Origin of the sequence: Bradyrhizobium sp. B025, from assembly GCF_042257955.1 — a bacterium.
Lineage (GTDB): Bacteria > Pseudomonadota > Alphaproteobacteria > Rhizobiales > Xanthobacteraceae > Bradyrhizobium > Bradyrhizobium diazoefficiens.
On the sequence record NZ_CP170150.1, the window covers coordinates 673378 to 697611 of the forward strand.

A 24234-nucleotide genomic window follows, 5' to 3' on the forward strand; every position below is an offset into this window, starting at 1 on the left:
GGCCGCCTTGCTGAGGATCAAGGCGGCGAGGGCTGGCCGGCCTAGTGTCGAGCCCCCAGATTCATGGGAATCGACGGTGAAGGAAAGGACGCCATGCCGGGGCCGATCAGTCAACCGCAGACGCTCGCCGACGTGAAGACACTGCCTGAGCTGCTGCGCTGGCGCGTCGAGGCGACGCCGGCGGCGGAAGCCTATCGCCATTTCGACGCGCATGCTGGGCGCTGGGTCAGCCAGTCCTGGCACGAGATCGACGCGGAATTCGAGCTGTGGCGGCGGGCGCTGGCCGCGGAGAATTTTTCGCCGGGCGAGCGCATCGCCATCCTGATGCCGAACGGCATTGCGCATATCGCGATGGACCAGGCGTCGCTGTCGCGCGGTCTCGTGCCGGTGCCGATGCATGCCGTCGACAACCCCGACAGCATCGCCTACATCCTCGCCGATTCCGGCGCGCTGCTGCTGTTCGTCGATACGCTGGCGCGCTGGCAGGCGATCGTGGCCACCGGCCAGCCGCTCGATGCGCTCAAGCGCATCGTCTGTGCCGACATGACCGGACCGGTGCCGGCCGATGTACGCATCGTCGCGCTCGACCAGTGGCTTGCGTCCGCGCCTGGCGCGACCGCGCCATTGTCCGACGTCGCGGTGGCGCCGGACGATCTTGCCGCCATCGTCTACACCTCGGGCACGACCGGGCGGCCGAAGGGTGTGATGCTGTCGCATGACAACGTTGTCGCCAATGTGAAGGCGATCGCGCATCGCATCGCGGCGTCGCCCGACGACGTCTTCCTGTCCTTCCTGCCGCTCTCGCACACGTTCGAGCGCACCGGCGGCTATTACTATCCGATCGCGGCCGGGGCCTGCGTCGCCTATGCGCGCTCGGTGCCGCAACTCGGGGACGACCTCAAGCATGTGCGGCCGACGGTGCTGGTCTCGGTGCCGCGGATCTACGAGCGCGTCTACGCGCTGATCATGCAGCACCGCGCATCGGCCGGAAGGATCGAGCGGGCGCTGCTCGATCTCACGATTGCCGTCGGCGGCCGGCGGTTCGACGCGCGGCAGGGACGCGGCGCACTGTCGCTGCTCGACCGACTGGCCTGGCCGCTGCTGAAGCAGCTCGTCGCCGACAAGGTGCTGGCGCAGCTCGGCGGCCGGTTGCGCGTCGCGGTCTCCGGCGGCGCGCCGATCGCCGAGCCCGTCATTCGCCTGTTTCTCGCGCTCGGGCTCGACATTCTCCAGGGCTACGGCATGACCGAGACCTCGCCGGTGGTTTCGGTCAACACCCCCGAGGACAACGATCCGCGCTCGGTCGGCCATGTGCTCGACGGCGTCGAGGCCAGGCTGGGTGAGAACGACGAGCTGCTGGTGCGTGGCCCAAGCGTGATGCTAGGCTACTGGCACAAGCCCGAGGAGACGCGCCGCGTGAAGGAGGCCGATGGCTGGCTGCACACCGGCGACCAGGCCCGCATCGAGAACGGGCGCATCACCATCACCGGCCGCATCAAGGATATCCTCGTGACGTCCACCGGGGAGAAGATCGCGCCGGTCGATCTCGAGACCGCGATCCTGGCCGATCCCCTGTTCGAGCAGGCGCTGGTGGTCGGCGAGCAGCGCCCGTTCCTCGCCGCGCTGGTCGTGCTCAACGCCAAGGCCTGGGTGCAGGAGAAGGAAAGGTTGGCTGCGAGCGGCAAGCAAGGCGGTGCGGCGGAGCGGGCCGCGCTGCTTGCGCGAATCGCAGCGGCCGTGAAGGCCTATCCGTCCTACGCGACGCCGCGCGCGGTCTGGTGGACGCTGGACCCCTGGACCATTGCTAGCGGCCTGCTCACGCCGACGCTGAAGAACAAGCGCCCCGCGCTCGAACACCGCTTCGCCGAGGAGATCGCGCAGATCTACGCGAAGAAGCCGGCCTGATCTTCGCCTCTCCCCGCTTGCGGGGAGAGGCCATATCGCATCGAAGATGCGATATGGGTGAGGGGGAGCCTCCGCGAGTATAACTCTCACCGTCATTGCTGAAGCAGCCCCTCACCCCGACCCTCTCCCCGTAAGAACGGGGAGAGGGAGAGAAAGAGAAAGAAAGCGCTCACATCCTCTTGAACGCCGTGTCCATCGCGCTTGATCCAGCGCAACTTCGCTCGCTGGCCCTCATGCAATGTCGCCGCGAAAGTTCGAATTGCAATCGAGGCAAGTCATGAAGGCGTATTTCGTCGGTGGTGGCATCGGATCGCTCGCGGGCGCGGCGTTCCTGGTTCGCGACGCGCAGCTGCCGGGTCGCGACATCGTGATCTACGAGGCGCAGCCGCTGGTCGGCGGCAGCCTCGACGGCGCACTGCTCGCGAACGGCGCCTATTCGCTGCGCGGCGGACGCATGCTCACCACCGACCATTACGAATGCACCTGGGACCTGCTGTCGAGCATCCCCTCGCTCGAGCGTCCGGGCCTGAGCGTGCGCGACGAGACCGTCGCGTTCAACGAGGAGAACCCGGCGCATTCGCGGGCGCGGCTGGTCGACCGCAACCGCTTCAAGATCGACGTCTCCCACATGGGCTTTTCCGCGCGCGACCGGCTCGAGCTGCTGCGGCTCACCGAGGCCTCGGAGGAGACGCTCGGCAACAGCCGCATCACCGACTGGCTGTCGCCAAAATTCTTCGAGTCCAATTTCTGGTACATGTGGCAGACCACTTTCGCCTTCCAGCCCTGGCACAGCGCGGTCGAGCTGAAGCGCTATCTGCACCGGTTCATGAACGAATTCCCGCGCATCGAGACCCTCGCCGGGGTCAAGCGTACCGTCTACAACCAGTATGACGCGATCGTACAGCCGCTTGCCGACTGGCTGAAGCGGCAAGGCGTGCAGTTCGTGCGCGGCACAAGTGTCACCGACATGACGCTCGAAGACGAGGCCGGACGCGTGCGCGTGCGCCAGCTCGTGCTCGATCGCGACGGCCGCACCGCCAACGTCCGCCTCGAGGACGGGGATCTCGTGTTCTTCCAGAACGGCTCGATGACGGATGCTTCGAGCCTAGGCACCATGACCGAGCCGCCGCCGCACCTGACCAAGGCCGACAGCCAGGGCTGGGCGCTGTGGGAGACGATCGCGCAGGGACGTCCCGAATTCGGCAATCCGTCCGCGTTCAACAGCTCGATCCCGGAATCGTACTGGCTGTCCTTCACCGTCACCTGCCGCGATCCGCGCTTCTTCGACAAGATGGAGGCGTTCTCGGGCAACAGGGCCGGCACCGGCGGGCTGGTGACGTTCCGGGATTCCAACTGGCTGATGTCGGCGGTGCTGTATCATCAGCCGCATTTCGCCGGCCAGCCGAAGGACGTTCAGGTGTTCTGGGGCTATGCGCTGCATCCGGACCGCATCGGCAATTTCGTCGGGAAGCCGATGTCCGAGTGCGGCGGCGCCGACATCCTGAACGAGCTGTGCGGGCACCTGAATTTCGATCGCGACGTGTTCGAGACTGCGACCTGCATTCCCTGCCGCATGCCCTACATCACCAGCATGTTCATGCCGCGCAACGTGACCGACCGGCCGCTGCCGGTGCCCAGGAATTCGGTCAACCTTGCCTTCGTCAGCCAGTTCGTCGAGATCCCCGACGACGTCGTGTTCACCGTCGAATATTCGGTGCGCGCGGCGCAGATGGCGGTCTATCAGCTCATGAAGATCGAGCGCCCGGTGCCGCCGGTGACCCGCCATGACAAGTCGCTCGCGGTGATCTTCGCGACCCTGGAGAAGGCGTTCGCTTGAGGCTTTCGCCGGGATGACGTCGCCGGCGCACGCGACGGCGCCTATCGCGGCGCTGCCAGCGGCAGGCTGACGTGAAAAACGACGCCCCCTGACGGGACGTTTTCGGCCCAGATGCGGCCGCCATGCGCCTGGACGATGGTATGCGCGATCGAGAGGCCTATGCCCATGCCTTGCGCCTTGGTCGTGAAGAACGGCTTGAAGATCTCGGCGACTTTCTCCGCGAGGATGCCGTCGCCCTTGTCGGCGATGGAGACAAGGGCGAGGTTGCCCTCGGTGAGACTGGTTCGTCCGACGACGCGGCGCCGCTCGTCCGGAAGATGGGCCACAGCCTCCATGCCGTTCACGACGAGATTGAGGATGGCCTGCTGGAGCTGAATCTTGTCGCCTTTCACGCGAATGTCTGCGGACGACGGCTGCATGACGAGTTCAACATCGTGGGTCAGGGCCTGCACGGAGAGGAATCGAAACACCTCGCCGACGGTGGCATTGAGGTCGAGCTCGCGCCGTTCGGCCGGGTCTCGCTTCAGAAACGAGCGCAGCCGGCCGATGACTTCGGCGGCCCGCTGATCGTCACGGCGGATGTGGTCCAGGATGTCCCTGATCTCGCCGAGGTCGGGCGCCGGACTCTGTAATATCTGCTGGGCCGTCTCGGCATTGATCAGAATGGCGGCGAGCGGCTGGTTCAGCTCGTGTGCGAGCGAGACGGACATCTCTCCCGCGGTCGCGCGGCGGTTCATGTGGGCGAGCTCCGACATGCGCTGGCGCGCCTCGACCTCGGCCACGAAGCGCAGACGGCGCTCGCGCAGCAGAATGGTGATCATCAGCGCCTGCACCAGCACCACGCCTGCAATGATCGCGGAGTGCCAGTAATACTGCTCCCAGAAGGTCGGTTGGCGGAAACGCACCTCGCTGCCGGGGGGCAGATTGGCTTCGTCCACATTCCAGCGCTTCAGCTGCCGCCAGTCGAAGATCGGCCTCACGTTGTTTCCGCTGAACGGTGCGATGCTCGAGGGCGCTTCGCCGTCGAGGATCCGCATCGCCACTTCGCCGGCTTCCCGCCCGATGATTTCGGGCAGCAGCAGGAAGCCGCCCACGCCCGACCGTCCGAGGAACGTATCGGACGTTATGATGATCGGGCGGTTCGCACTCTCGGCAACGCGTGCGAGCGCCGAGGCCGGGGCGTAATAGGTGCCTTCGCCGTCGGAATACATCGCCGAGGTCAGGATCGCGGAGCGGTCGGGCAGGGAAGCGACGCGACTGCGGACCTCACGCAGCACCGCGCCGGACAGATCGATGACTTCGAGATCGGGCATTGCGGCCGCGAAGTCCTGCTTCCAATGTCCGTACACCAGCGGATTCTTCCAGGCCTCGCCCACCAGGACGACACGGGTCAGGTCGGGAACGATTGCGCGCGCTGCGGTCAGGAGGTGTGTCGGCCTCACTCTGGCGAAGACGGCCGTCGTATCGGGCAGGAACAGCGCGCGCGTCTCAGGCAGGTCGGGAACGAAGCCGTATACCACGGGCGCGGCGGGCCAGATGTCCTGCTTCCGCTTCTGAAGGAATTTCGCCGATGCGACGCCGATCGAAACGATGACGTCGATCGGCCGCTGCGCATATTTGGTCTTGAGGTGACCGACCAGGCTCAATTCATAGTCCGGTCCCGGGAAGCGGGCGAGATCGAGGCTTTCGCCGTAGATCACCGTGTTGCTCTTCCCGTTCTGCTTCGCGGCGGTGCGGATTCCGGCAAAGATCTCCGAATAAAAGGGCGAGCGAAAATCGGCTTCTTCCAGAACCAGGACCGAACGCTGCTGGGGGCCGTCGGCTGCGACGCATTCACGCGGGAGGCCAGCGAACAAGCAGGCGATCAGGATGCGCGCGAGCCCGCGGATCACACGCATTGCCGGACTCTCGGCCTCGCCTCTGGATGCAATCGGGTCTCCTCAATGAGGATGCACGCGAGAGCATAACCGCCTGACCTGGAGTTTCAACGGAAGGATGCGTGCTCACCCCGGTGACAAGCAGGGCGACACAAGGGGCCGCTACTTGAACGGATCCTGGATCGACGGCGACGATTGCCTGATGCGGCGCACGCTTACCGGCGTGCCGTCGGAGACGAACAGGAGCTCGTACTTCCGGCCCTCGCTGTCGGTTGCGGAGCAGGTGACATCGGTCACCTTCCGGGCGGCGAAATTGCCGGTCTGGCGGCAGATTCCGGTGGAGGTCTGCTCCGCCGGCACCGGCAGGCCGTCGACCTTGGGCCGGTCCTTGGAGTTGAGCAGCATGCGGTCGATCGGCAGCTCGTAGGAGTTGTCGTCGGCCCGCTTGCCGTTCTCGCCGGAGAACGACACGACGTGGTTCGCATCAGTGGGGTCGTCGACAGCGACGGCGAAATTGACCCGGCCCGTGTCGCCATGGGCGTAGGCCACCGTCTTGCAGGCAAGGGTACGCCCCGCGACCTTGAGCGTCTTGCAGTGGCCGGACATCAGCGCCAGCAGATCGATGAAGGCGGTCTGCTGCGCCGGCTGATTGTTGACGGGAATCGGCCTGGAAGACTCAGCAAAACAAGGGCTTGCGAGGACAACGAAGGCTGCTGCGAGGGCCGGTCGGCAGAGGCGCATCGTGAGGCTCATAGGCCAGGGGACCGCGGAAAGGTTCCGCTCAACAACCATCGAACCGCAAATTGGTTGCGATCCCGTTTGTGCCGCCAAGCCCGTCTGGAATACCACCGCGCCACCCATCGGCGATTCGCCCAAAATCGCCCAACCATCCCGGCAGGCACTTGCCGTCAGGCCAGTGTTTTTTTCGTGGCAGGACCGGAGGGTCACGCCGCCTGCTTCATCGTCCTTGCAAAGGCCGGGTAAGTCTCGGCGAGCTCGTCGAAAATCCGGCCGCGCAGCAATGCCAGGGTTGCGGAATCGGGCCGCGCGGTTTCCCGCACGACCTCCGGTTCTTCATAGGTGAAGCCGGTATTTTCCCTGATGTCGGCCGGCGTGAAGGGCGGATGCACCGAGCGCAGGGCGAAGCCGCCTGCCTCGCGGTCGAAGTCGAACAGCGCCATGTTGGTCAGGAGCGCGTATGGCCCGCCGCGGCGAGGGACCTCCGGTGTGGTCGCCCGGGCGCTGACGAAGTTGACCTTCGGCACGAACACGCGCGGGGTGTGCTCCTCGCGAAACAGGATCACGCGCGGAATGAGATGGTAGAGATAGGCCGAGCCGAACGAACCGGGCCAGCGCACATCGGTCTTCGGGTAATCGCCGGTGCCGACGAGGTTGATGTTGCCCGCGCCGTCGATCTGGCCGCCGCCGAGAAAGAACGCATCGACCCTTCCTTGCGCGGCGCAGTCGAACAGCTCGATGCCGCCATTGGTGAAGAAATTGTGCCGCTGCGATCCCAGGATCGAGATGCGCACCGGCGGTTTGCCACAGAGTTCGTTGCGTGCGCGCAGCAGCATCGCACCGGCCGCGGGGATCGGCGACGACGCGCCGACCGCGACGTGACGGATGCCGTCGAGCAGGTCGGCAATGGTGGCGATCAGGATTTCGCGCCGTTCGCGTTCCAATGACATCAGGCCACCTGCTTGCGATGGGACAGGAAGGTCGAGAGATAGGCTCGGAAGCCGTCCTCGCTGCGCGCCATCGCCGCATAGCGCGCGATCTCGGCCTCGTCGGCAGGATATTCGTTCCACAGCGCCAGCGGCCAGGCGCCGCGCTCGGCAACCGCGATGGCGTCGACATAGAGCGAGGGCAGCACGCCAGCGGCGGAATCCTCCGTCTCGAACAGATCGCGGTCGACGATGCGTTCGACGGTGACCAGCGTGCGCTTGGCGGCATAGGCCATGGTGGCGAGCTCGCGGAAGCGGCCGATCCTGATATTGCCGGCACGGTCGGCCTCCGGCGCATGGAACAGCGCAACGTCGGGCTTGATCGCCGGCACCACCACGACCTTGCGCGCCTCGCCGACCGGGCTGTCGATCACCTTCCAGTCCGGCCGCACCTCGAGCAGATCGCTGCCGATGATGCCGGCGATCGGCATGAAGGGCACGCCGTGTTGCGCCGCCATCAGGCCGGCGTGAATCGCGGGGCAGGTGGCATCGCGCAGCGTTACGCTACCCGCCCGCACCGCGGCGCCGAAACGCGGCGCGCCGCCGGCCTCGCCGAGCGAGATGGCGCTGGTCTCGAGCGTCTTGACCGCACCGGCACCGATCAGGAGATCGGCCTGCATGCCGCTGATGGGGACGCAGACCAGATGAAGATTGTCGATGCCGGCTGCGATGATGGCGGCGGTCGCGGCCATCGCGACGCCGGAGCGATCCACGGGGACGGCCAGCGATTGCCCCGATGCAACGCGTGAGGCCAGCGCCTCCAGTGCAACGATCTCGGTCATGGGCGTCCTCCGCTTTGTTTTTCTTATCCTGCCTCAAGCCATCGCCGCCTGCCAGCGCGTATCGCGCAGGGAGGGGCGGCGATGCAGGCGGGCGTCGAGCATGCTGCGTGCGCGCGCCAGCTCGCCGCCGCGCATGAGAGCGACAATAAAGGTGTCCTCGATCAATTCGCGCTGGGCGTGGCTGCCGCCGATGCGGACGACGTCGGCGAGCGCGGGCGCGAGCGTCCGCACGCAGGCCGCATAGTCCTCGTCCGCAAAGGCCGCCAGTGCGCGGCAGATCGCCGGCACCACGGGGCCGGCCGGCAGCTTGCCCTCGGCGACCCGCTGCTCGATCACGGCAAGGCGCGCGGCGAGCGCGTCGCGGTTTTGCGTTGCGGCCGCGAACAGCGCCATGTGGACGTCGGCGAACGGCAGGCTCGATTTCGGAAACAGCTTTTGCGCGGCGGCGTCGGCGTCGAGCCAGAGTTCCTGCGGCACGGCGTGGCCGTAAGCGGACAGGCGCCAGAGCAGCGAGGCGCCGTCGGTGACGACGTTGAGCGGCGGCGCCTGCGTCGCCGAGGGCTGGAGCACATCGGCGTAGATCGCAAGCGCGCGTGCGGCATCGCCATGCTCGAGTGCGCCGAGCGCCTGGTGCCAGCGGATGTGGCCGTGCAGGATTCCGGCGCGGTCGTAAGTGGGAATCCACTCGTCGACGAGCCGGTCGGCCGCCTCGATCGAGCCGTCCTCGAACATCGCATGCAGCACGGCGTGCGCGGCATGGGCATTCTGCCGGCGCAGGGCGAAGCCGCGCTCGGTGATGCCGCGGCCACGGGCAACGTCGCCGTTCTCGGTCATCGCCCAGCCGGACATGGTGAGGAACCACCAGTCTTCGCCATAATGCCGCGCGACGCGCTCGCACAGCTCATGCCGCGCGCGGTCGTGATCGGCCATGCCGGAGAAAGCGAACAGGCCGAACGCGCCGAGCGGCAGCGACAACACCACGGCATCGCGCGGCCATGCCTCGACGTGTTTCAGCGTCGCCGCAATCGCCTCGGGCAGCCGGCCCTCGATCGCCAGCGCCAGGGCCTCGACATGCGAACGCTCGCGCTCCGTGCCGCGCTTTGCAGCGAGCTCACGCGCGCGTGCCGCCTTCTGCCGCGCGAGGTCGCCCTGCTGGTAGAAGGCATGCACGCGGGCGCGGGCGATAAGGGGAAGCGCAAAGTCCGGATCGGCGGCGATGGCGCGCTCCAGCGTCTCCGCCGTGCCGGTCCAGCCCGCCAGCATGAGGTCGACGCCTTCCCGATAGGCGGATGCCGCGGCATCGGATGCGGTGGAAAGCGGCAGGCCGTAGCGGTCTTCATGCGCCATCGTCGCCTCCCGCTGTTATGCCGTCCGCGCGCGGCGGCCTTCGATCGGATAGGCCGGATCGTTGTAGCCCGGTGTCGAGGGATGGCCCGGCGTCACCAGGCGGTCGATCAGGGCCTCGTCCTCGCTGGTGAAACGATAGTCGAGCGCACGGATATAGCCGTCCCACTGCTCCTCGGTGCGCGGGCCCGCCACAATCGAGGAGACGAAAGCGGAGTTCAGCACCCAGGCGACCGCGAACTGGCCGGCGGTGATGCCTTTCGTCTCGGCGTGGCTCTTGATCTCCTGCGCGAGCTGGAGCGACTCCGGCCGCCATTCCGTCTGCATCATGCGGGTGTCGTTGCGTCCCGCACGCGTCTCCTTGTCCGGGGCTGCATCCGGCTTGTACTTGCCGGTGAGCACGCCGCGCGCCAAGGGGCTATAGGGCACGATGCCGAGGCCGTAGTAGGCGCAGGCCGGAAAGTGCTCGACCTCCGGCATGCGGTTCATCGCGTTGTAATAGGGCTGGCTCACCGCGGGCCGGTCGATGCCGAGCCGGTCGCAGATGTTGCAGATTTCGGCGACGCGCCAGGCGCGATAGTTCGAGACGCCGAAATAGCGCACCTTGCCCGCGCGGATCAGATCGCCCATCGCGCGCACCGTCTCCTCCAGCGGCGTCGCATGGTCCTCCTTGTGCAGATAGTAGATGTCGATGTGGTCGGTGCCGAGCCGCTTGAGGCTTTCGTCCGCGGCCTGCAGCACCCAGCGCCGCGACAGCCCACCGCGATTGGGATCATTGCCCATGGGGTTGGCGAGCTTGGTCGCCAGCACCCAGGCATGGCGGTTGTTGCCGATCGCGCGGCCCACGACCTCCTCGGATGCGCCCTTCGAATAGGCATCCGCGGTGTCGATGAAATTGATCCCGGCCTCATGCGCCTTCGCGATGATCCGCGTTGATGCGGCTTCATCGGTCGGTCCGCCGAACATCATGGTGCCCAGACAGATCGGCGAGACTTTCAGGCCAGTGCGGCCGAGCTGGCGGTATTGCATGGGCGGATCCTTGCTGCTTCTTGTCGGAGCAGCATAGCCATCCCGCTCCGTCATTGCGAGCGCAGCGAAGCAATCCAGAGATGCGTCCGCGGAACGCGTCTGGATTGCCTCGCTGCGCTCGCAAAGACGAGGTTGGGGGAGCACGGTTGTTTCCCCATCGTCGTCCTGGACAAGCGAGCGCTTGGCAACGCGTAGCGTTGTCCAATTGCGAGCGCCGATCCAGGACCCATTACCCCAGGAATTGGTTTTGCGAAGATTCGCGGTTACCGGTTCGCGCTACAATTTCTCTCAGGGGTAATGGGTCCTGGCTTTCGCCAGGACGACGGCGGAACGCGCCGCTACGTCGGCCCCTTCAAGATCTTGAACACGCCGTTGGCCATCACCACACAGCGGTTGTCCACGCTGACTTCGGTGCTCATGAAAATCAGACTGCGCGTCGCGCGCACCACGCGCGGGCGGGAGATCAGGATGTCGCCGATCTGGCCGGCCTCGACGAAATGGGTGTCGAGCTGCACTGTCGCCATGAACTCCTTGCCGGAGACGTAGCGGGCGGTCATGCCGCAGGTGCGGTCGGCGAACGTCATCATCACGCCGCCCTGGACCATGCCGCGGCGGTTGTGATGCTTGTCCTCGGTGGCGAGTGCGAATTCGTAGCGACCGTCGACCTTGCGCTGCCACAAGGGGCCGATCAAGTGCAAGAAGCCCGTAGTATCGAGGATGGTCCAGCCCTCCGATTTGAGCCTTGCGGCGGCCTTGTTGGTCATCTCGTCGTCCATTCCTCTGCGGGCCTTGCGATCTCATTTCATCGGGGGCGGACGTGGTGTAGTCAAGCATGATGAGACCGTTCGACGATGCCACACGGCGGAATATCGCGGCCGCCTGCGCGGCCTTCACGCGGCTGCCGGAAGACGGCGCAGCGCCTTCGCTGAAGCGCGCCGCGGTGGCGGTCGCGCTGACCGCGGCGGGCGAGGGGGACGACACCGCGTTCCTGCTCACGCTGCGCGCATCGCACCTGCGCGCTCATCGCGGCCAATGGGCCTTGCCGGGCGGACGCTGCGATGCCGGCGAGACGCCGGTCGAGGCGGCGCTGCGCGAGCTCGACGAGGAGCTCGGCCTTCGCCTCACCAGCGCGGAGGTGCTCGGCACGCTCGACGATTATCCGACCCGCTCCGGCTATCTGATCACGCCGGTGGTGGTCTGGGCCACGGCCGCCGCCGCCATCCGTCCGAACCCGGACGAGGTCGCCTCCGTTCATCGCATCGCGCTCGCGACGATCGAGCGCGACGACGCCTTTGATTTCACCGCGATCCCCGAAAGCAGCCGCCGAGTGATACGCTTTCACCACCAGATGAGCCTGATCCACGCGCCGACGGCGGCGTTGATCTACCAGTTCCGCGAGGTGCTGGCGGGGCGGCAGACCCGCGTGACCGAGCTGGAACAGCCGGTGTTCGCCTGGAAGTGACGATGGTAAACGGCGCGTTAACGTGACGGTTACCGGATGCCTGTTAAGAGAGCGGCATGCATCATTCGATTCGAAAGAGCCTTGCGCTGGTTCCATTCGCGCTCGTCCTGCTCGCGCCCGCCGCGCGTGGCGGCGCGTCCGACGCGCTGCCGCCCGCCGTCCGCGATGCCAAGGCCCAGCTCCTGTCGCAGTTTTTTGCCCAAGGCGGGGCGTCGCCCGTCGTGCTCGAATATCGCCGCAAGCTCGGGGAATATCAGGCCGCGCGCGCGGCCTTCGACGAGGAAGCCGGTGCCTATTGGGGCCAGATCTCCGAGAAGCGAAAGACCCGCAATGCCAAGCGGCGCGGCGGGCAGCAGATCACGCTCGACGATTACGTGCTGGAGCATCCGCCGCTGTATAACGGGCCGAAGCGGCCGGTGAATCCGGAGCCGGAGGAAACGCCGGAGCGCCCGACCAAAAAGCCGATCCCCGTCGTCGCCGATCTGCTGCGTGCGGCGCAGGAGCTCTACCAGTTCACGCCGCAGCGCCCGTCCAGCGAGGTCGAGTTCAAGCGCGCCTATGCGCGCTACGCGCTCGCCTCCGGGCTGACGCGCGAGCAGGCCGTGCGGGTCTATTCGTTCGAGACCGGCGGCACCGGCAGTTACGACGTGCAGGCGGGCATCGAGCATGGCGGCAAGCGCGCGATCTCGACCGCGATGGGCTACAACCAGCTCCTGACCACCAACAGCGTCGAACTGCTGGCCGAGCAGGGCCATGAATTCATTCGCGCGCTCTCCGACAAGGTGGCGCGGACCTCGGGCCCGGCGCGGCAGTCGCTCGAGCACAAGCTCACCGTGCTGAAGAAAATGGTGGCGCATGCGAAGTCGGTGCCGGACACCTGGTCGGAGCACGAGAAGATCGGCAACACCGCGCAGGGCTGGGCGATGCATGCCATGGTGCTCGACGTCGATATCGGACCGATGCTGCAGACCCACAAGCTGCTGACGTCGGTGCTGTTCGCGCGCGCAAAGGGCTACGCGCGTCCGCTCACGGCGGCCGAGCTCGAGATGATGAACCTCACCGGCGACGGCACCGGCCTCGACATGGTGACGATGCCGCAGGCGATGCGCGAGCAGGTGCCGACCTCGAACTTCTTCCAGCGCGGCGGCTACGAGCGCAACCCGGTCGCGATCCGCCACAACACGGTGGCGAAGCTGCTCGCGGTGACGGATACGCGGATGGACAGCAACAGCAACAATGCCGGCGCGCGGGAGCTGGCGGGGGCGTTTTAGGACGCTGCCGTAGGGTGGGCAAAGCGAAGCGTGCCCACCGCTTTCGACCAGAGTGTGCTGACAGGTGGTGGGCACGGCGCTAACGCGCCTTTGCCCACCCTACGGTGCCGTGCCTACTGATCCGGCCCGAACTTGAACTTGCCGTCGCCTTCCAGATACGGGCCGCTGCGCATGTAGAGCTGGCCGTTGTGGCCGATGAAGAACAGCGTGCCCTTCGGCACCTTCTTGGCGCCCTTCAGCAGCTCGCCGGCATTGCTGGTGCCCATCTTGTAGGAATAAGTCTTGCCGTCCCTGTCATAGGCGTAGCCCATGTCGGGCTTGAGCTCCCAGGGCGTCGCCTCGGTCTGCGCCAATGCGGGTGCTGTGAATGCGCCGAGCGCGGCTGCGATTGCAAATGTCTTCGTTGAAAATACCATGATCCTATCCTCCCCATCGTCGGGGTGCCCGGCTTGAACAAATCACGAACGGCATTTTCGGGTCAATTCGCGAAAGCGCCGCGGCGCATCACGTCTTGTCCAGCAGTTTGTGATTTTCCCTTCGTCCCCTCGCGACTATGTTCCGCTTTCCGTCTAGAACGCAATTCGACAAAAATATTGGTGGGGATGATTCGAATGAACCATGTCATTAAAGCCTGCTCGGCTGCCGCGCTGTTGCTTACGGCGCTGGCTCCGGCCGCCCGGGCCGATGATTACCAGCTCAGCCACAACCAGCGGATCTCGTGCAGCCGCGGCCTTGCCCCGGGCAAGCTGAACACGGCGACCTGCAAGTCCTACACCTATCTCTTCAACACCAGGACCTCGGAATATTTCCGTTGCCAGGTATCGCTGGCCCTGACCCGGGACAACAAGGAAGTCATCAACGTCCAGACCGACGGCGGCTGCACCAAGAAGCCGCGCATCTTCGAGACCGACGGACATTACGACTTCGACGCCACCGAGACCGAGCCGCCGAACACCAATTCGTTCTTCGGCCCCGGCGGCTACTCGGTCTGGGCTGCTGACGTCACCGCGCAGAAGGTGCGCGGCTGCATCATCATCTCCTCCGGCCTCGGCTCCGACATCTCCAAGTGCCTGGACATGACGTTCCAGTGAGCAGATTGCGCGCTCGAACACGATGCGTTCGGGCGCGCCGCGATCCGGCTGCGCCACGTCGCCGCACCCGCCGGGTTCCTCAAAAGTCGAGCCGGAACGGCTGTTTACCGCAGTCCTGTTTTGCCTATTGGATGGGTTGACCCGCTCCCCTCATCCGGCCAATTTCCCCGCCGGTTTGGGGAGTACAGAAATCATGAAACGGACGATTTTCGGCGTGGCCGCGGCTCTTGCTCTGGCGGCGTCGGCGCCTTGCGCGCATGCGCAATCCTTCATCAACGTGCTGACCGGAGGCACCTCCGGCGTCTACTACCCGCTCGGGGTCGCGATCGGGAAGATCTACGGCGACAAGATCCCGAACGTGAAGACGCAGGTGCAGGCCACCAAGGCGTCGGTCGAGAACCTGATCCTGCTCCAGCAGGGCCGCGGCGAGCTCGCGTTCACGCTGGGCGACTCGCTCAAGGCGGCCTGGGACGGCGACGAGGAAGCCGGCTTCAAGACCAAGCTCGACAAGCTCAGGACCATCGGCGCGATCTATCCGAACTACATCCAGATCGTCGCGACCACCGAGAGCGGCATCAAGACGCTGGCCGACCTCAAGGCCAAGAGCCTGTCGGTCGGCGCGCCGAAGTCAGGCACCGAGCTGAACTCCCGCGCGATCCTCAGCGCGGCCGGCATGAGCTACAAGGACCTCGGCAAGGTGGAGTATCTGCCGTTCGCCGAATCCGTCGACCTCATGAAGAATCGCCAGTTGGGTGCGACGCTGCAATCGGCCGGGCTCGGTGTGGCCTCGCTGAAGGATCTCTCCACCTCGAGCCCGATCACCGTGGTGTCGGTGCCGAAGGAGACCGTCGACAAGATCGGCCCGCCCTTCATCGCGGCGACCATTCCCGCCAACACCTATACGGGCCAGGACAAGGACGTGCCGACCGCGGCCGTGGTCAACTATCTCGTGACCAGCTCGGCGGTGTCGGACGATCTCGCCTACCAGATGACCAAGCTGGTCTACGAGTCGCTGCCGGAATTGCAGAATGCCCACGCGGCCGGCAAGGAGATCAAGCTCGAGACGGCCGCCACCGGCAGCCCGGTTCCGTTGCACCCCGGCGCGATCCGCTATTACAAGGAAAAGGGGCTGATCAAGTAATTCTCCGCTGTCATTCCGGGGCGGCTCGCAAGAGCCGAACCCGGAATCTCGAGATTCCGGGTTCGATGCGTCGCATCGCCCCGGAATGACGGAGTGAGCGTGGATGCCCGGGTCATCTGCGCGAAGACGCTTCGCGCTTCTGCCCGGGTATGACGTATTCAGGGCGCAGCGCGAATGCTGTAAGAACGCACCTAATCAGGGCGCGGGGAAACATCGATGTTGCAGGCAGAGGGCTCTGAGGCGCCCATCAAGGTCGAATTCGACAATTTCGAGCATGGCTTCCCCGAAGGGTTTGGCCCGGGCTGGTGGGGCCGGCTCGCCTACTGGATCGGCATCGCCTTTACGACCTTCCAGCTCTATGTCGCCGCCTTCAACTATCTGCCGAGCCAGGTGGTGCGCGGCGTCCATGTCGGCTTTCTCGTTCTCCTCACCTTCGGCCTGATCGCGAACTTCACTGCAAGGAGCGATGTCGGCCGCGCGCTCGGCTGGGTGATCGGCGGCGCCGGCTTCTTCTGCGGCCTCTACCAGTGGATTTTCTACGCCGATTTGATCGCGCGCGACGGCGATCCGACCAGGCTCGATCTCGCCGTCGGCACGCTGCTTGCGGTGCTGATCTTCGAGGGCACGCGGCGCCTGATGGGCGCGGCGCTGCCGCTGATGTGCGGCGCGTGCCTGCTCTACTGGTTCTTCGGCCAGTATCTGCCATCGCCGCTCAACCATCGCGGCTATGATTTCGACCAGATCGTCACGCATCTGTCGTTCGGCACCGAAGGCTTTTACGGCGTGCCGATCTACGTGTCGGCGACCTACATCTTCCTGTTCATCCTGTTCGGCTCGTTCCTCGAGCGCGCCGGCATGATCCAGCTCTTCACCGACGTCTCGCTCGGCCTGTTCGGCCGCACCCGCGGCGGACCTGCCAAGGTCGCGGTGTTCGCCTCGGGCATGATGGGCACGATCTCGGGCTCGGGCGTCGCCAACGTCGTCACCGTCGGCCAGTTCACAATTCCCTTGATGATCAAGTTCGGCTATCGCCGCGCCTTTGCAGCCGGTGTCGAGGCCACGGCGTCGATGGGCGGGCAGATCATGCCGCCGGTGATGGGCGCGGTCGCCTTCATCATGGCGGAGACGCTCGGCGTCCAGTATTCCGAGATCGTGAAGGCAGCGGCGATCCCCGCGATCCTCTATTTCGCATCCGCGTTCTGGATGGTGCATCTGGAAGCCGGCAAGCACGGTCTCGTCGGCATGAAGCGCTCGGAGATCCCGAGCGCCTGGAAGGCGCTGGTGACGCGCTGGTACCTCGTGCTGCCGCTCGCCGCGCTGGTCTACATGCTGTTCGAAGGCTTTACGCCGCTCTATGCCGGCAGCATGGGCCTCGCGCTCACGGTGACGCTGATCCTGGGCGCCAGCATCACGGCCGGTGCGTCCTCGATGGTGATCCGCACCATCTTCTGGGTCGGGCTCGCGCTCGTCGTCGCCGCATTGTCGCGCGACGGCCTTCAGATCGTGCCGGTCGCGAGCGTCGTGGCCGGGCTGATCGTGATCACCGCTTTCATCCGCGGCGGGTTCAAGGCCCTGCGCGAGTGCCGCGACGCGCTGGCCGAGAGCGCCAAGTCCGCCATCACCGTCGGCATGGCGTGCGCCATCGTCGGCGTCATCATCGGCATGATGTCGCAGACCGGTGTCGGCACCATCTTCGGCGGCTGGGTGATCGGTCTCGGCGAGAAGAGCCTGTTCCTGGCGCTGATCATGACCATGCTGCTGTCGATCCTGCTCGGCACCGGCATTCCGACCATCCCGACCTACATCATCACCGCCGCGCTCGCGGCGCCCGCGCTGGCGAAACTCGGCGTGCCCCTGATCGCGAGCCACATGTTCGCGTTCTACTACGGCATCATGGCCGACCTCTCGCCGCCGGTCGCGCTCGCCGCGCTCGCGGCCGCGCCGATCGCGAAGGAAAATCCGGACAAGATCGGCTGGGAGGCGATGCGCATCGCGCTCGCCGGCTATGTCATCCCCTTCGTCTTCGTCTATTCGCCGGCGCTGATGCTCCAAGCCGGCGATCCCATGGCGGCCAAGCTCGGCTTCTACGGCGCGGTCGCGCTGGCGACCTTCAAGGCGCTGGTGGCGATCGGCCTGTTCGGCATGGTGGCGATCGGCTTCCTGTTCACGCGGCTGACGCTCGTCGAACGCCTGGTCGCGCTCGGTGCCGCGTTCTGCCTGCTCGGCGACTTCCCGTTCAGCGACACCGCGGGCTTCGTGCTGTCCGCCGCGCTCGTGCTGTGGCAGTGGCGGCAGCGCCCACCGGCAGTGGTCGAGGCGGTGTGAGCCTCTGCTTCGCCACAGCATCGGGCGTGAAGGCGCTGGCGCTGTCCGCCTTCACGCTGGTGTGGACGCATTCGATCGAAAAGGTCGACTGGCAGGAGGACTGGCGCGTCACGCCGGCGGGGCTCGAACTGGTGCAGGCGCGGGTCAAGGGCACCGGCGCCGGCATGGAGCCGCCGCCCGAAGCGCGGCTCGTCGATGGCTGGTTTCAATGGCAGCCGCAGCGTGCGCCGATGCAGGAGGTCGTGCTCGGCAATTCCGGCGCCGCCGGGGAATGGCGGCTCTGCCATGACGGCGCGTGCCGGACATTGTCGGAGATTGTCGGGCATCCCATAGGTGCTAACGTCACGACGATGAAGGTCTGCAACGATCCGTAGCCCGGATTGCACTTCGCTCCATCCGGGCTACAAGAACAACAACAAAGGAGACACGCGATGGATCGGCTCAAGGGCAAGGTTGCGATGGTGGTGGGCGCGGGCTCGATCGGGCCGGGCTGGGGCAACGGCAAGGCGACCGCGGTGACCTTCGCGCGCGAGGGTGCGCAGGTGTTCTGCGTCGACCGCAACGGCACTGCTGCCGAGGAGACCGCGAAGATCATCAATGACGAAGGCGGCAAGGCGACCGCGTTTACCGCCGACGTCTCGCGGTCAGCCGAGATCGAGGCGATGGTCGCGGCGTGCCTGAAGGCCTATGGCCGCATCGACGTGCTCGACAACAATGTCGGCATCGCCGAGATGGGCAGCGTGGTCGAGGTAACCGAGGAGAGTTGGGACCGCGTCTTCAGCGTCAACCTCAAGAGCGCCTATTTCGCCATGAAGCACGTCATCCCCGTGATGGTGAAGCAGGGCGGCGGCTCAATCATCAACATCTCTTCGATCGCCTCGATCCGCCACATGGGCATCTCCTACGTCACCTATGGCACCTCGAAGGCGGCGATGAACCAGATGACGCGCACCACCGCGATCGAGTTCGCGCGGCATCATGTGCGCGTGAATGCGATCCTGCCCGGCCTGATGAAGACCCCGATGGTCGAGCATTCCGCCGGCCTTGCCGCCAGCTACGCCAAGGGCGACGTCGAGGCGATGTGGCGCGCGCGCGATGCCCAGGTGCCGATGGGTCACATGGGCGATGCCTTTGACGTCGCGAATGCCGCGCTGTTCCTGGCGTCGGACGAGTCGAAATATGTGACGGGGATCGAGCTCGTGGTCGACGGCGGGATCACGTGCAAGGCGGGGGCGTAAGCGCTGCCTCACACTCCGCCGTCGTCCTGGACAAGCGAGCGCTGATCCAGGACCCATTACCACAGGGACAGGTTTGGCGAAGGCTGGTAGCTCCAGCCTTCTTCAACAATCGGCATTCGGGGTAATGGGTCCTGGCTTGCGCCAGGACGACATCGGAGAACTACTGCGCCAGCGCCAGAATCCCGCCGGCGAACGCATGCCATGCCGCGCTTTCGCTGATCGGCCAGTTCAGCACCTTCACCGCCAGCATCGCGAGCGTGCCGGTGATGTAGACCGGATGCACGCGGCGCTCGGTGCGCCAGTCGCGCACCATGGCGACGACGAGCAACATCGAGGCGACCACGGCCGGCGCGATGGTCACCGGCACCGGCGGCGGACCGGGCGGTCCGGGAGGGGCGAGGAAGGTCAGAAACCAGCGCGCGATCGCGGCGTCGAGGATCGAGACCGCGGCGAGCAGCATCAGGCGCTTGTGGATCTCGGGCCTGCGGGTGTTCGCGATGCCGAGCACAAACACCACCGCGAAGAACGCGATGCCGCTCATCGGCACGATCGAGAAGGCGATGCCGGCTTCTTTCTGCCCGAGCGCGGCGGAGTGCTGCATCACGTGCACGGAGGCGAGGAAGCCGAAGATCGTCATCGCGGTCGCGAGCGAAACGCCGACGATGCCGATCGCGCGGTGATTGACCACGCGGCCTGAAGCCGCCAGCCAGGTCTGGATCACAAAATAGAGAGACCAGGTGAAGAACAGGAGGCCGTGAAAGTGAATCACGGGGCTTGCGGAGAACGTCCGGTGGGCGAGCGGCACCCAATAGGTCGGCGCGAAGCCGAGAAAAGCGGTCGCCGCGCAGGCCAGGGCCATGTGGAGGTAAAAATATCGTGCAGGCGACGCATCACGCGCGCGAACACGACGGTCGTCGATCAGGGTCGTCATCTGGAGTGTGTCTGAAGAGACGGCGTTTGGTTCAATGCCCCGCTGTCGTCCCGGATCGGCGCTCCGCTCCAGTCAACGCTGCGCGTTGTCTGGAGCTTCGCTCGTCCGGGACGACAGCGGAGTGTGCTGCTCTTGAGGCTTATCCCCCCGCGCTCAATTCTGCGCGATCGAGCTCCTCCTCGAGGCGGTGAAAGGCGTCGTCGCCGATCACCTCGGTGGCGCGCAGGTCGAAGATCGATTTGCGCGCAGCCTCGATGGCGCGGCGGCGCAGCGGATCGGCCGGTAATTCGCCACTGGCAATGCCGCCGTTCGGATCGTCGTCCGCCTGCATCAGGATGGCGCGATATTCGAGCCGCAGGATTTCCGCCTCCTCCGACGGGTCGCTCTCGATCGCATCGAGCGCCGCGCGATAGGCGACCGCGCGTCCGCGCGCGACCTCGATGCCGACGGGATCGTCGTCCTTGAGCCCGAAGGCCAGGATCAGCGGCCGCAGCGTCAGGCCCTGGATGACGAGCGATCCCAGCACGACGGCAAAGGCGATGAAGACGATGAAGTCGCGATAGGGAAAGTTCTCCGGCAGGGCGAAGGCGGTCGCGAGCGTGACGAGGCCGCGCATGCCGCACCAGGAGATGATGAGGCCGCCCTTCGGCGAGGCCACCTGTTTCGGATCCTTGGGATGATAAAGTCCGTGGGCAATCAGCGCGCGCAATGTCGTGCGGTAGAACGTCACCCAGAGCAGCCGCACCAGGACCACCGTGAGCAGGATCCAGGCTGCCGCCACGCAATATTCCCAGCGCACGTCCGCGTCCAATCGCGTCCAGATCGGCCGCATCTGCATGCCGATCAGCATGAAGGCGAGCACGTTGAGCACGAACACCATCGTCTCCCACACCGCATAGGACGGCACCCGCAGCCGCGCCGGCATGTGCGCCCCCGCCGTGCGCGCCATGGTGATGGCGTAGACGACGATGGTGAGGATGCCGGAGAGGCCGAGATGCTCGGCGGCGATCCACACCATGAAGGTGGTGGCGAATTGCAGGATGATCGCGCTCGGCGCTTCCTTCACGCGTTGGAGGAACAGCGGTATGATGCGCCCCGCCAGCAGACCGGCGAGGACGCTGCCGACCAGCGCCAGCGCGATCGTCGGCGCGACCTCGCTCCATTTCAGATGCTGCATGACGACCGCGCCGACGGCGATCCGATAGATCAGCAGCGAGGTCGCGTCGTTGAGCAGGCTCTCACCCTCCAGCACCTTCACCATGCGATGGGGCAGCTTGACCTGGCTCAGGATCGCGACCGCCGCCGCGGCATCCGGCGGCGCCACGATGGCGCCGAGCGCGATCGCGGCGGCCCAGGGCATGTCAGGCATCAGCCGGTGCGCGACGTAGGCAACTCCTACCGTGGTCAGGCCGACCGCGGCCACGACGAGGGTCGAGACCGGAACCCAGTTGTTGCGCAGGTCCCGCAGCGAGGTGTCGAAGGCCGCATCGAGCAGGACCGGTGCGACAAAAAGCGCCAGTGCCAGGTCCGGCTCCAGCGTCCAGGTCGGACTATTCGGAACGAAAGCGATCAGGGCGCCGCCGATGGCGAGAAAGGTCGGGTAGGGGACCTTGATCCGCCGCGCCAGCGCCGATAAGGCAACGGCGCCGAGCAGCAGCGCGATGATCCATTCGAATGTCGACACGATAATCCCCGAAACCGATTTGAGCGGCGCCACAAGCTAGCACCAATCCGGCCGTATGATGGATAGTACGGCCTCAAGGCAAGACCTCCTGACTGCGGCAAGCATGCGTTTTCAAAATCTCATTCAATGGTCCGGTGCCGTACTGCTCTGCGCGCTCCCGCTCGGCGTGGCCCTGGCCGCGACCGGTGGCGAGCCGGCCGCCGTCACGCAGGTCGACATCGCGCCGTGCCTTGCGGCTGCCGCTGGCGACGACATGGACAAGGCCAATTCCGCCTGCGCTGACGTGATCGACAATGAGAAGACGGCGAAGGGGGACCTGATCAAGGCGCTCGTCGCGCGCGGCGCGCTTTACGCGCGGCACGATCAGGTCGACCGCGCGATCGCCGACGACAGCCGTGCTCTCTTGCTCGATCCCACCCTCGCGGATGTCTTCAACGCGCGGGGCGAGCTCTGGTTGAAGAAAGGCGACAAGCCCAAGGCGGTGCAGGATTTCGGCGCCGCGTTGAAGCTCGATCCGAACCACGAGAAGGCCAAGGCCAATCACAAGGCTATGGCGCGCGAGCTCGAGCGGATCGGCGCGCAGATGGCGGTCGCGGGCAAGCCCAGCTTCAATTGCGCCCGCGCGGCCCGCGCCGTGGAGAAGGCGATCTGCGGAAATCGCGAGCTCGCCGATCTCGACCGCGAGATCTACGGATCGCATTTGCGCGTCATCCGCGAAGCCCAGAGCCCGGCGGAGGCGCGCAAGATCCAGCGCGAACAGGACGATTTCATCGCGCGCAGGAATAGCGGGTTTGGCCGACCGGGGTATGATCTGAAGAAGGCGATGCAGGACAGGCTGCAACAGATCAACGGGGTGGACGGGTATTGAGTTCTTCGCCTCTCCCCGCGTGCGGGGAGAGGCCGGAATTTGCGGAGCAAATTCCGGGTGAGGGGGACTTTCCGCGAGTCTCACTGCTGCCGTCCCCGCTGAGGCTCCCCCTCTCCCCGCAAGCGGGGCGAGGGAGTGCAGGTGCCGGTGCGTCGCTTGCTGGGCGCGCTTGAACCCATCGCCAATCCACCGCGACAATGGTGAAAACCTGACGTCACGGAGCCTTCCTCATGTGCGGCACGCGCTCTTCCGCGCAAACATCCAAAACCTCGCTGTGCGCCCTCCTGCTCAGCGCCGCCATGAGCCTTGTCCTCGCCGCGCCTGCCTCGGCCGCCGCCGATTGTATCGCCGGCAGCAAGGCTGCTCCCGCCGAGCTGATCACGTCGTGCAGCGCCATCATCGACCAGGCGGCCAATTCGAGCTCCGATCGCGCTGCGGCGCTGCTGGTCCGTGCTGACGCCAATGCGCGCACCTCGGGTGGTCTCACCCAGGCCCTGCGGGACATCGATCGCGCGATCGCACTCGACGGCAAGAACGCAAAAGCCTGGCGCCTGCGCGGCGATCTCCTGCGCGAGGCCGGCGGCGATCTCAACCGCGCCGCGGCGGACCTCAGCAAGGCGATCGAGCTCGATCCGCAGGATGCGGAGTCCTACGAGCTGCGCGGCGTCGTCTACACCAGTCAGCGCCGGCTCGACCGCGCGCTGGCCGATTACGACCAGGCGATCAAGCTGAAGCCGGATGACGCGCAGGCCTGGTCCGACCGCGGCGTGACCTATTATCTCGGCGGCGACAACGAAAAGGCGATCCGCGATCTCAGCGAGGCGCTGCGGCTCGATCCGAGCCGGCCGCGCACCTACACCAATCGCGGCGCGGCTTACAAGAAGCTCGGCCAGCTCGACAAGTCCGTCGCCGACGACGGCGAGGCGATCAGGCTCGATCCGAAGGTGCCGGAATATTACGACAATCGCGGCCTGTCGCTAGCCGCGATGGGCGAATACGACAAGGCGATCGCCGATTACGACCAGGCGCTGCGGCTGGCGCCGAAGCCGAACTTCTTCACCAACCGCGGCGATTCCTATCAGCTCAAGGGCGAGCTCGGAGCGGCGTTGAACGACTACGAAGCCGCGCTGAAGCTCGACCCGAATTTCGCGCAGACCTACAACAACCGCGCCGTGCTCTACAAGAAGATGGGCGAGCGCAGGAAGGCGCTGGCCGATTACGAGACCGCGCTGAAGCTCGATCCCGGCAATGACAACGCGGCCAACGGCCGCCGCACCATGATCGCGGAGATCGCGAAATTCGGCGATGAGCCGCGGCGTCCGCTCGCGGCGAATTCCGGCAACGGCCCGTCCTTCGAGTGCGCGACCGCGAAGCGCGAGGTCGAGAAGGTGATCTGCGCCGATCCGGAGCTGGGCGTGCTCGACCGCCAGATCGCCGAGACCTACGAGCGCGTGCTGAAATCCGCGAACAAGCGCTCGGCCGGCGACCTGCGCCGTACCCAGCGCGATTTCCTTAGCCTCCGCAACTCAAGCTTTGGCCGGCCCGGCTATGATCTGAGGAAGGTCATGCAGGAGCGGTTGCAGCGGCTGAACGCGATGGAGGGGTAGGCGGGATTCTTCGCCTCTCCCCGCGTGCGGGGAGAGGCCGGAATTTGCGACAGCAAATTCCGGGTGAGGGGGACTCTCCGCGAGTCCAGCTCTCACCGTCCCCGGGGAGACTCCCCCT

The 24234-nt window shown here is 65.9% G+C and carries 21 protein-coding genes; 11 read left to right on the top strand and 10 right to left on the bottom strand.

The features are described 5' to 3' along the window. Positions 1-93: 93 nt before the first annotated feature. A complete protein-coding gene (locus tag ACE10W_RS03200) occupies positions 94-1905 on the top strand; it encodes a long-chain fatty acid--CoA ligase (RefSeq protein WP_304550776.1) in 1812 nt (603 codons plus the stop codon). Between the two features lie 277 nt (positions 1906-2182). Beyond that, on the top strand, positions 2183-3742 hold the full coding sequence (locus ACE10W_RS03205) for an oleate hydratase (RefSeq protein ID WP_304550777.1): 1560 nt from the start codon (positions 2183-2185) through the stop codon (positions 3740-3742). Positions 3743-3783: 41 nt separating this feature from the next. On the opposite strand, the gene ACE10W_RS03210 is transcribed toward ACE10W_RS03205, so the two are convergent. The 7 genes from ACE10W_RS03210 to ACE10W_RS03240 all read right to left on the bottom strand — a co-directional run bounded on the left by ACE10W_RS03210 (position 3784) and on the right by ACE10W_RS03240 (position 11262). After that, the gene (locus ACE10W_RS03210) at positions 3784-5640 is read right to left on the bottom strand and encodes an ATP-binding protein (protein ID WP_304550778.1); all 1857 of its coding nucleotides are present in this window, start codon (positions 5638-5640) and stop codon (positions 3784-3786) included. Between the two features lie 141 nt (positions 5641-5781). Continuing rightward, positions 5782-6360, bottom strand: a complete 579-nt coding sequence (locus ACE10W_RS03215) for a hypothetical protein (protein ID WP_028173616.1) — start codon at positions 6358-6360, stop codon at positions 5782-5784. 203 nt (positions 6361-6563) lie between these two features. Then, entirely contained in the window at positions 6564-7307 is a 744-nt protein-coding gene (locus ACE10W_RS03220; protein WP_304550779.1) for a CoA transferase, read from the bottom strand. Next, on the bottom strand, positions 7307-8125 hold the full coding sequence (locus ACE10W_RS03225; protein WP_060909297.1) for a CoA transferase subunit A: 819 nt from the start codon (positions 8123-8125) through the stop codon (positions 7307-7309). The genes ACE10W_RS03220 and ACE10W_RS03225 overlap by 1 nt, the downstream gene beginning before the upstream one ends. Positions 8126-8158: 33 nt before the next feature. Further along, positions 8159-9472, bottom strand: coding sequence for a tetratricopeptide repeat protein (locus tag ACE10W_RS03230; protein ID WP_304550780.1), 1314 nt, complete (start codon positions 9470-9472; stop codon positions 8159-8161). Between the two features lie 15 nt (positions 9473-9487). Next, on the bottom strand, positions 9488-10498 hold the full coding sequence (locus tag ACE10W_RS03235; protein WP_304550781.1) for an aldo/keto reductase: 1011 nt from the start codon (positions 10496-10498) through the stop codon (positions 9488-9490). Between the two features lie 338 nt (positions 10499-10836). Further along, on the bottom strand, positions 10837-11262 hold the full coding sequence (locus ACE10W_RS03240) for a PaaI family thioesterase (RefSeq protein WP_304550782.1): 426 nt from the start codon (positions 11260-11262) through the stop codon (positions 10837-10839). 68 nt (positions 11263-11330) lie between these two features. Here ACE10W_RS03240 and ACE10W_RS03245 point away from each other — a divergent pair, with 68 nt between their 5' ends. Then, a complete protein-coding gene (locus tag ACE10W_RS03245) occupies positions 11331-11960 on the top strand; it encodes a CoA pyrophosphatase (protein WP_161533182.1) in 630 nt (209 codons plus the stop codon). Positions 11961-12016: 56 nt separating this feature from the next. After that, positions 12017-13231, top strand: coding sequence for a hypothetical protein (locus ACE10W_RS03250; RefSeq protein ID WP_304550783.1), 1215 nt, complete (start codon positions 12017-12019; stop codon positions 13229-13231). 113 nt (positions 13232-13344) lie between these two features. Here ACE10W_RS03250 and ACE10W_RS03255 read toward each other — a convergent pair whose 3' ends face one another. After that, complete coding sequence (locus ACE10W_RS03255) at positions 13345-13647, bottom strand: hypothetical protein (protein ID WP_011084117.1); 303 nt, start codon at positions 13645-13647, stop codon at positions 13345-13347. A gap of 195 nt (positions 13648-13842) precedes the next feature. Here ACE10W_RS03255 and ACE10W_RS03260 point away from each other — a divergent pair, with 195 nt between their 5' ends. From ACE10W_RS03260 to ACE10W_RS03280, 5 genes are all read left to right on the top strand, one after another. After that, positions 13843-14322, top strand: coding sequence for a hypothetical protein (locus ACE10W_RS03260; RefSeq protein ID WP_028173607.1), 480 nt, complete (start codon positions 13843-13845; stop codon positions 14320-14322). Positions 14323-14515: 193 nt separating this feature from the next. Next, the gene (locus ACE10W_RS03265) at positions 14516-15463 is read left to right on the top strand and encodes a TAXI family TRAP transporter solute-binding subunit (protein WP_028173606.1); all 948 of its coding nucleotides are present in this window, start codon (positions 14516-14518) and stop codon (positions 15461-15463) included. A 216-nt stretch (positions 15464-15679) separates the two neighbouring features. Beyond that, the gene (locus ACE10W_RS03270; protein ID WP_375762502.1) at positions 15680-17788 is read left to right on the top strand and encodes a TRAP transporter permease; all 2109 of its coding nucleotides are present in this window, start codon (positions 15680-15682) and stop codon (positions 17786-17788) included. Then, positions 17785-18162, top strand: a complete 378-nt coding sequence (locus tag ACE10W_RS03275; RefSeq protein ID WP_304550784.1) for a DUF1850 domain-containing protein — start codon at positions 17785-17787, stop codon at positions 18160-18162. The genes ACE10W_RS03270 and ACE10W_RS03275 overlap by 4 nt, the downstream gene beginning before the upstream one ends. A 57-nt stretch (positions 18163-18219) precedes the next feature. Then, positions 18220-19026: an SDR family NAD(P)-dependent oxidoreductase gene (locus ACE10W_RS03280; RefSeq protein WP_028173603.1), complete on the top strand. Its 807-nt coding sequence runs from the start codon at positions 18220-18222 to the stop codon at positions 19024-19026. A 160-nt stretch (positions 19027-19186) separates the two neighbouring features. Here ACE10W_RS03280 and ACE10W_RS03285 read toward each other — a convergent pair whose 3' ends face one another. After that, entirely contained in the window at positions 19187-19957 is a 771-nt protein-coding gene (locus ACE10W_RS03285; protein WP_304550785.1) for a hypothetical protein, read from the bottom strand. A 139-nt stretch (positions 19958-20096) separates the two neighbouring features. Next, positions 20097-21674 (bottom strand): sodium:proton antiporter, encoded by a 1578-nt coding sequence (locus ACE10W_RS03290; protein ID WP_011084124.1) that lies wholly within the window; start codon positions 21672-21674, stop codon positions 20097-20099. Between the two features lie 70 nt (positions 21675-21744). Here ACE10W_RS03290 and ACE10W_RS03295 point away from each other — a divergent pair, with 70 nt between their 5' ends. Together ACE10W_RS03295 and ACE10W_RS03300 are read left to right on the top strand one after the other, a co-directional pair. Continuing rightward, positions 21745-22509 (top strand): tetratricopeptide repeat protein, encoded by a 765-nt coding sequence (locus ACE10W_RS03295; RefSeq protein WP_028173600.1) that lies wholly within the window; start codon positions 21745-21747, stop codon positions 22507-22509. A 230-nt stretch (positions 22510-22739) separates the two neighbouring features. Then, positions 22740-24116, top strand: a complete 1377-nt coding sequence (locus ACE10W_RS03300; protein WP_304550786.1) for a tetratricopeptide repeat protein — start codon at positions 22740-22742, stop codon at positions 24114-24116. Positions 24117-24234: the final 118 nt, after the last annotated feature.

Coding starts and splice junctions, on each gene's coding strand:
- ACE10W_RS03285 (WP_304550785.1), bottom strand. CDS start 19,957: ATGACGACCCTGATCGACGACCGTCGTGTTCGCGCGCGTGATGCGTCG.
- ACE10W_RS03240 (WP_304550782.1), bottom strand. CDS start 11,262: ATGACCAACAAGGCCGCCGCAAGGCTCAAATCGGAGGGCTGGACCATC.
- ACE10W_RS03235 (WP_304550781.1), bottom strand. CDS start 10,498: ATGCAATACCGCCAGCTCGGCCGCACTGGCCTGAAAGTCTCGCCGATC.
- ACE10W_RS03260 (WP_028173607.1), top strand. CDS start 13,843: ATGAACCATGTCATTAAAGCCTGCTCGGCTGCCGCGCTGTTGCTTACG.
- ACE10W_RS03210 (WP_304550778.1), bottom strand. CDS start 5,640: ATGCGTGTGATCCGCGGGCTCGCGCGCATCCTGATCGCCTGCTTGTTC.
- ACE10W_RS03220 (WP_304550779.1), bottom strand. CDS start 7,307: ATGTCATTGGAACGCGAACGGCGCGAAATCCTGATCGCCACCATTGCC.
- ACE10W_RS03250 (WP_304550783.1), top strand. CDS start 12,017: ATGCATCATTCGATTCGAAAGAGCCTTGCGCTGGTTCCATTCGCGCTC.
- ACE10W_RS03300 (WP_304550786.1), top strand. CDS start 22,740: ATGTGCGGCACGCGCTCTTCCGCGCAAACATCCAAAACCTCGCTGTGC.
- ACE10W_RS03200 (WP_304550776.1), top strand. CDS start 94: ATGCCGGGGCCGATCAGTCAACCGCAGACGCTCGCCGACGTGAAGACA.
- ACE10W_RS03265 (WP_028173606.1), top strand. CDS start 14,516: ATGAAACGGACGATTTTCGGCGTGGCCGCGGCTCTTGCTCTGGCGGCG.
- ACE10W_RS03255 (WP_011084117.1), bottom strand. CDS start 13,647: ATGGTATTTTCAACGAAGACATTTGCAATCGCAGCCGCGCTCGGCGCA.
- ACE10W_RS03230 (WP_304550780.1), bottom strand. CDS start 9,472: ATGGCGCATGAAGACCGCTACGGCCTGCCGCTTTCCACCGCATCCGAT.
- ACE10W_RS03295 (WP_028173600.1), top strand. CDS start 21,745: ATGCGTTTTCAAAATCTCATTCAATGGTCCGGTGCCGTACTGCTCTGC.
- ACE10W_RS03225 (WP_060909297.1), bottom strand. CDS start 8,125: ATGACCGAGATCGTTGCACTGGAGGCGCTGGCCTCACGCGTTGCATCG.
- ACE10W_RS03245 (WP_161533182.1), top strand. CDS start 11,331: ATGATGAGACCGTTCGACGATGCCACACGGCGGAATATCGCGGCCGCC.
- ACE10W_RS03205 (WP_304550777.1), top strand. CDS start 2,183: ATGAAGGCGTATTTCGTCGGTGGTGGCATCGGATCGCTCGCGGGCGCG.
- ACE10W_RS03215 (WP_028173616.1), bottom strand. CDS start 6,360: ATGCGCCTCTGCCGACCGGCCCTCGCAGCAGCCTTCGTTGTCCTCGCA.
- ACE10W_RS03280 (WP_028173603.1), top strand. CDS start 18,220: ATGGATCGGCTCAAGGGCAAGGTTGCGATGGTGGTGGGCGCGGGCTCG.
- ACE10W_RS03270 (WP_375762502.1), top strand. CDS start 15,680: ATGTTGCAGGCAGAGGGCTCTGAGGCGCCCATCAAGGTCGAATTCGAC.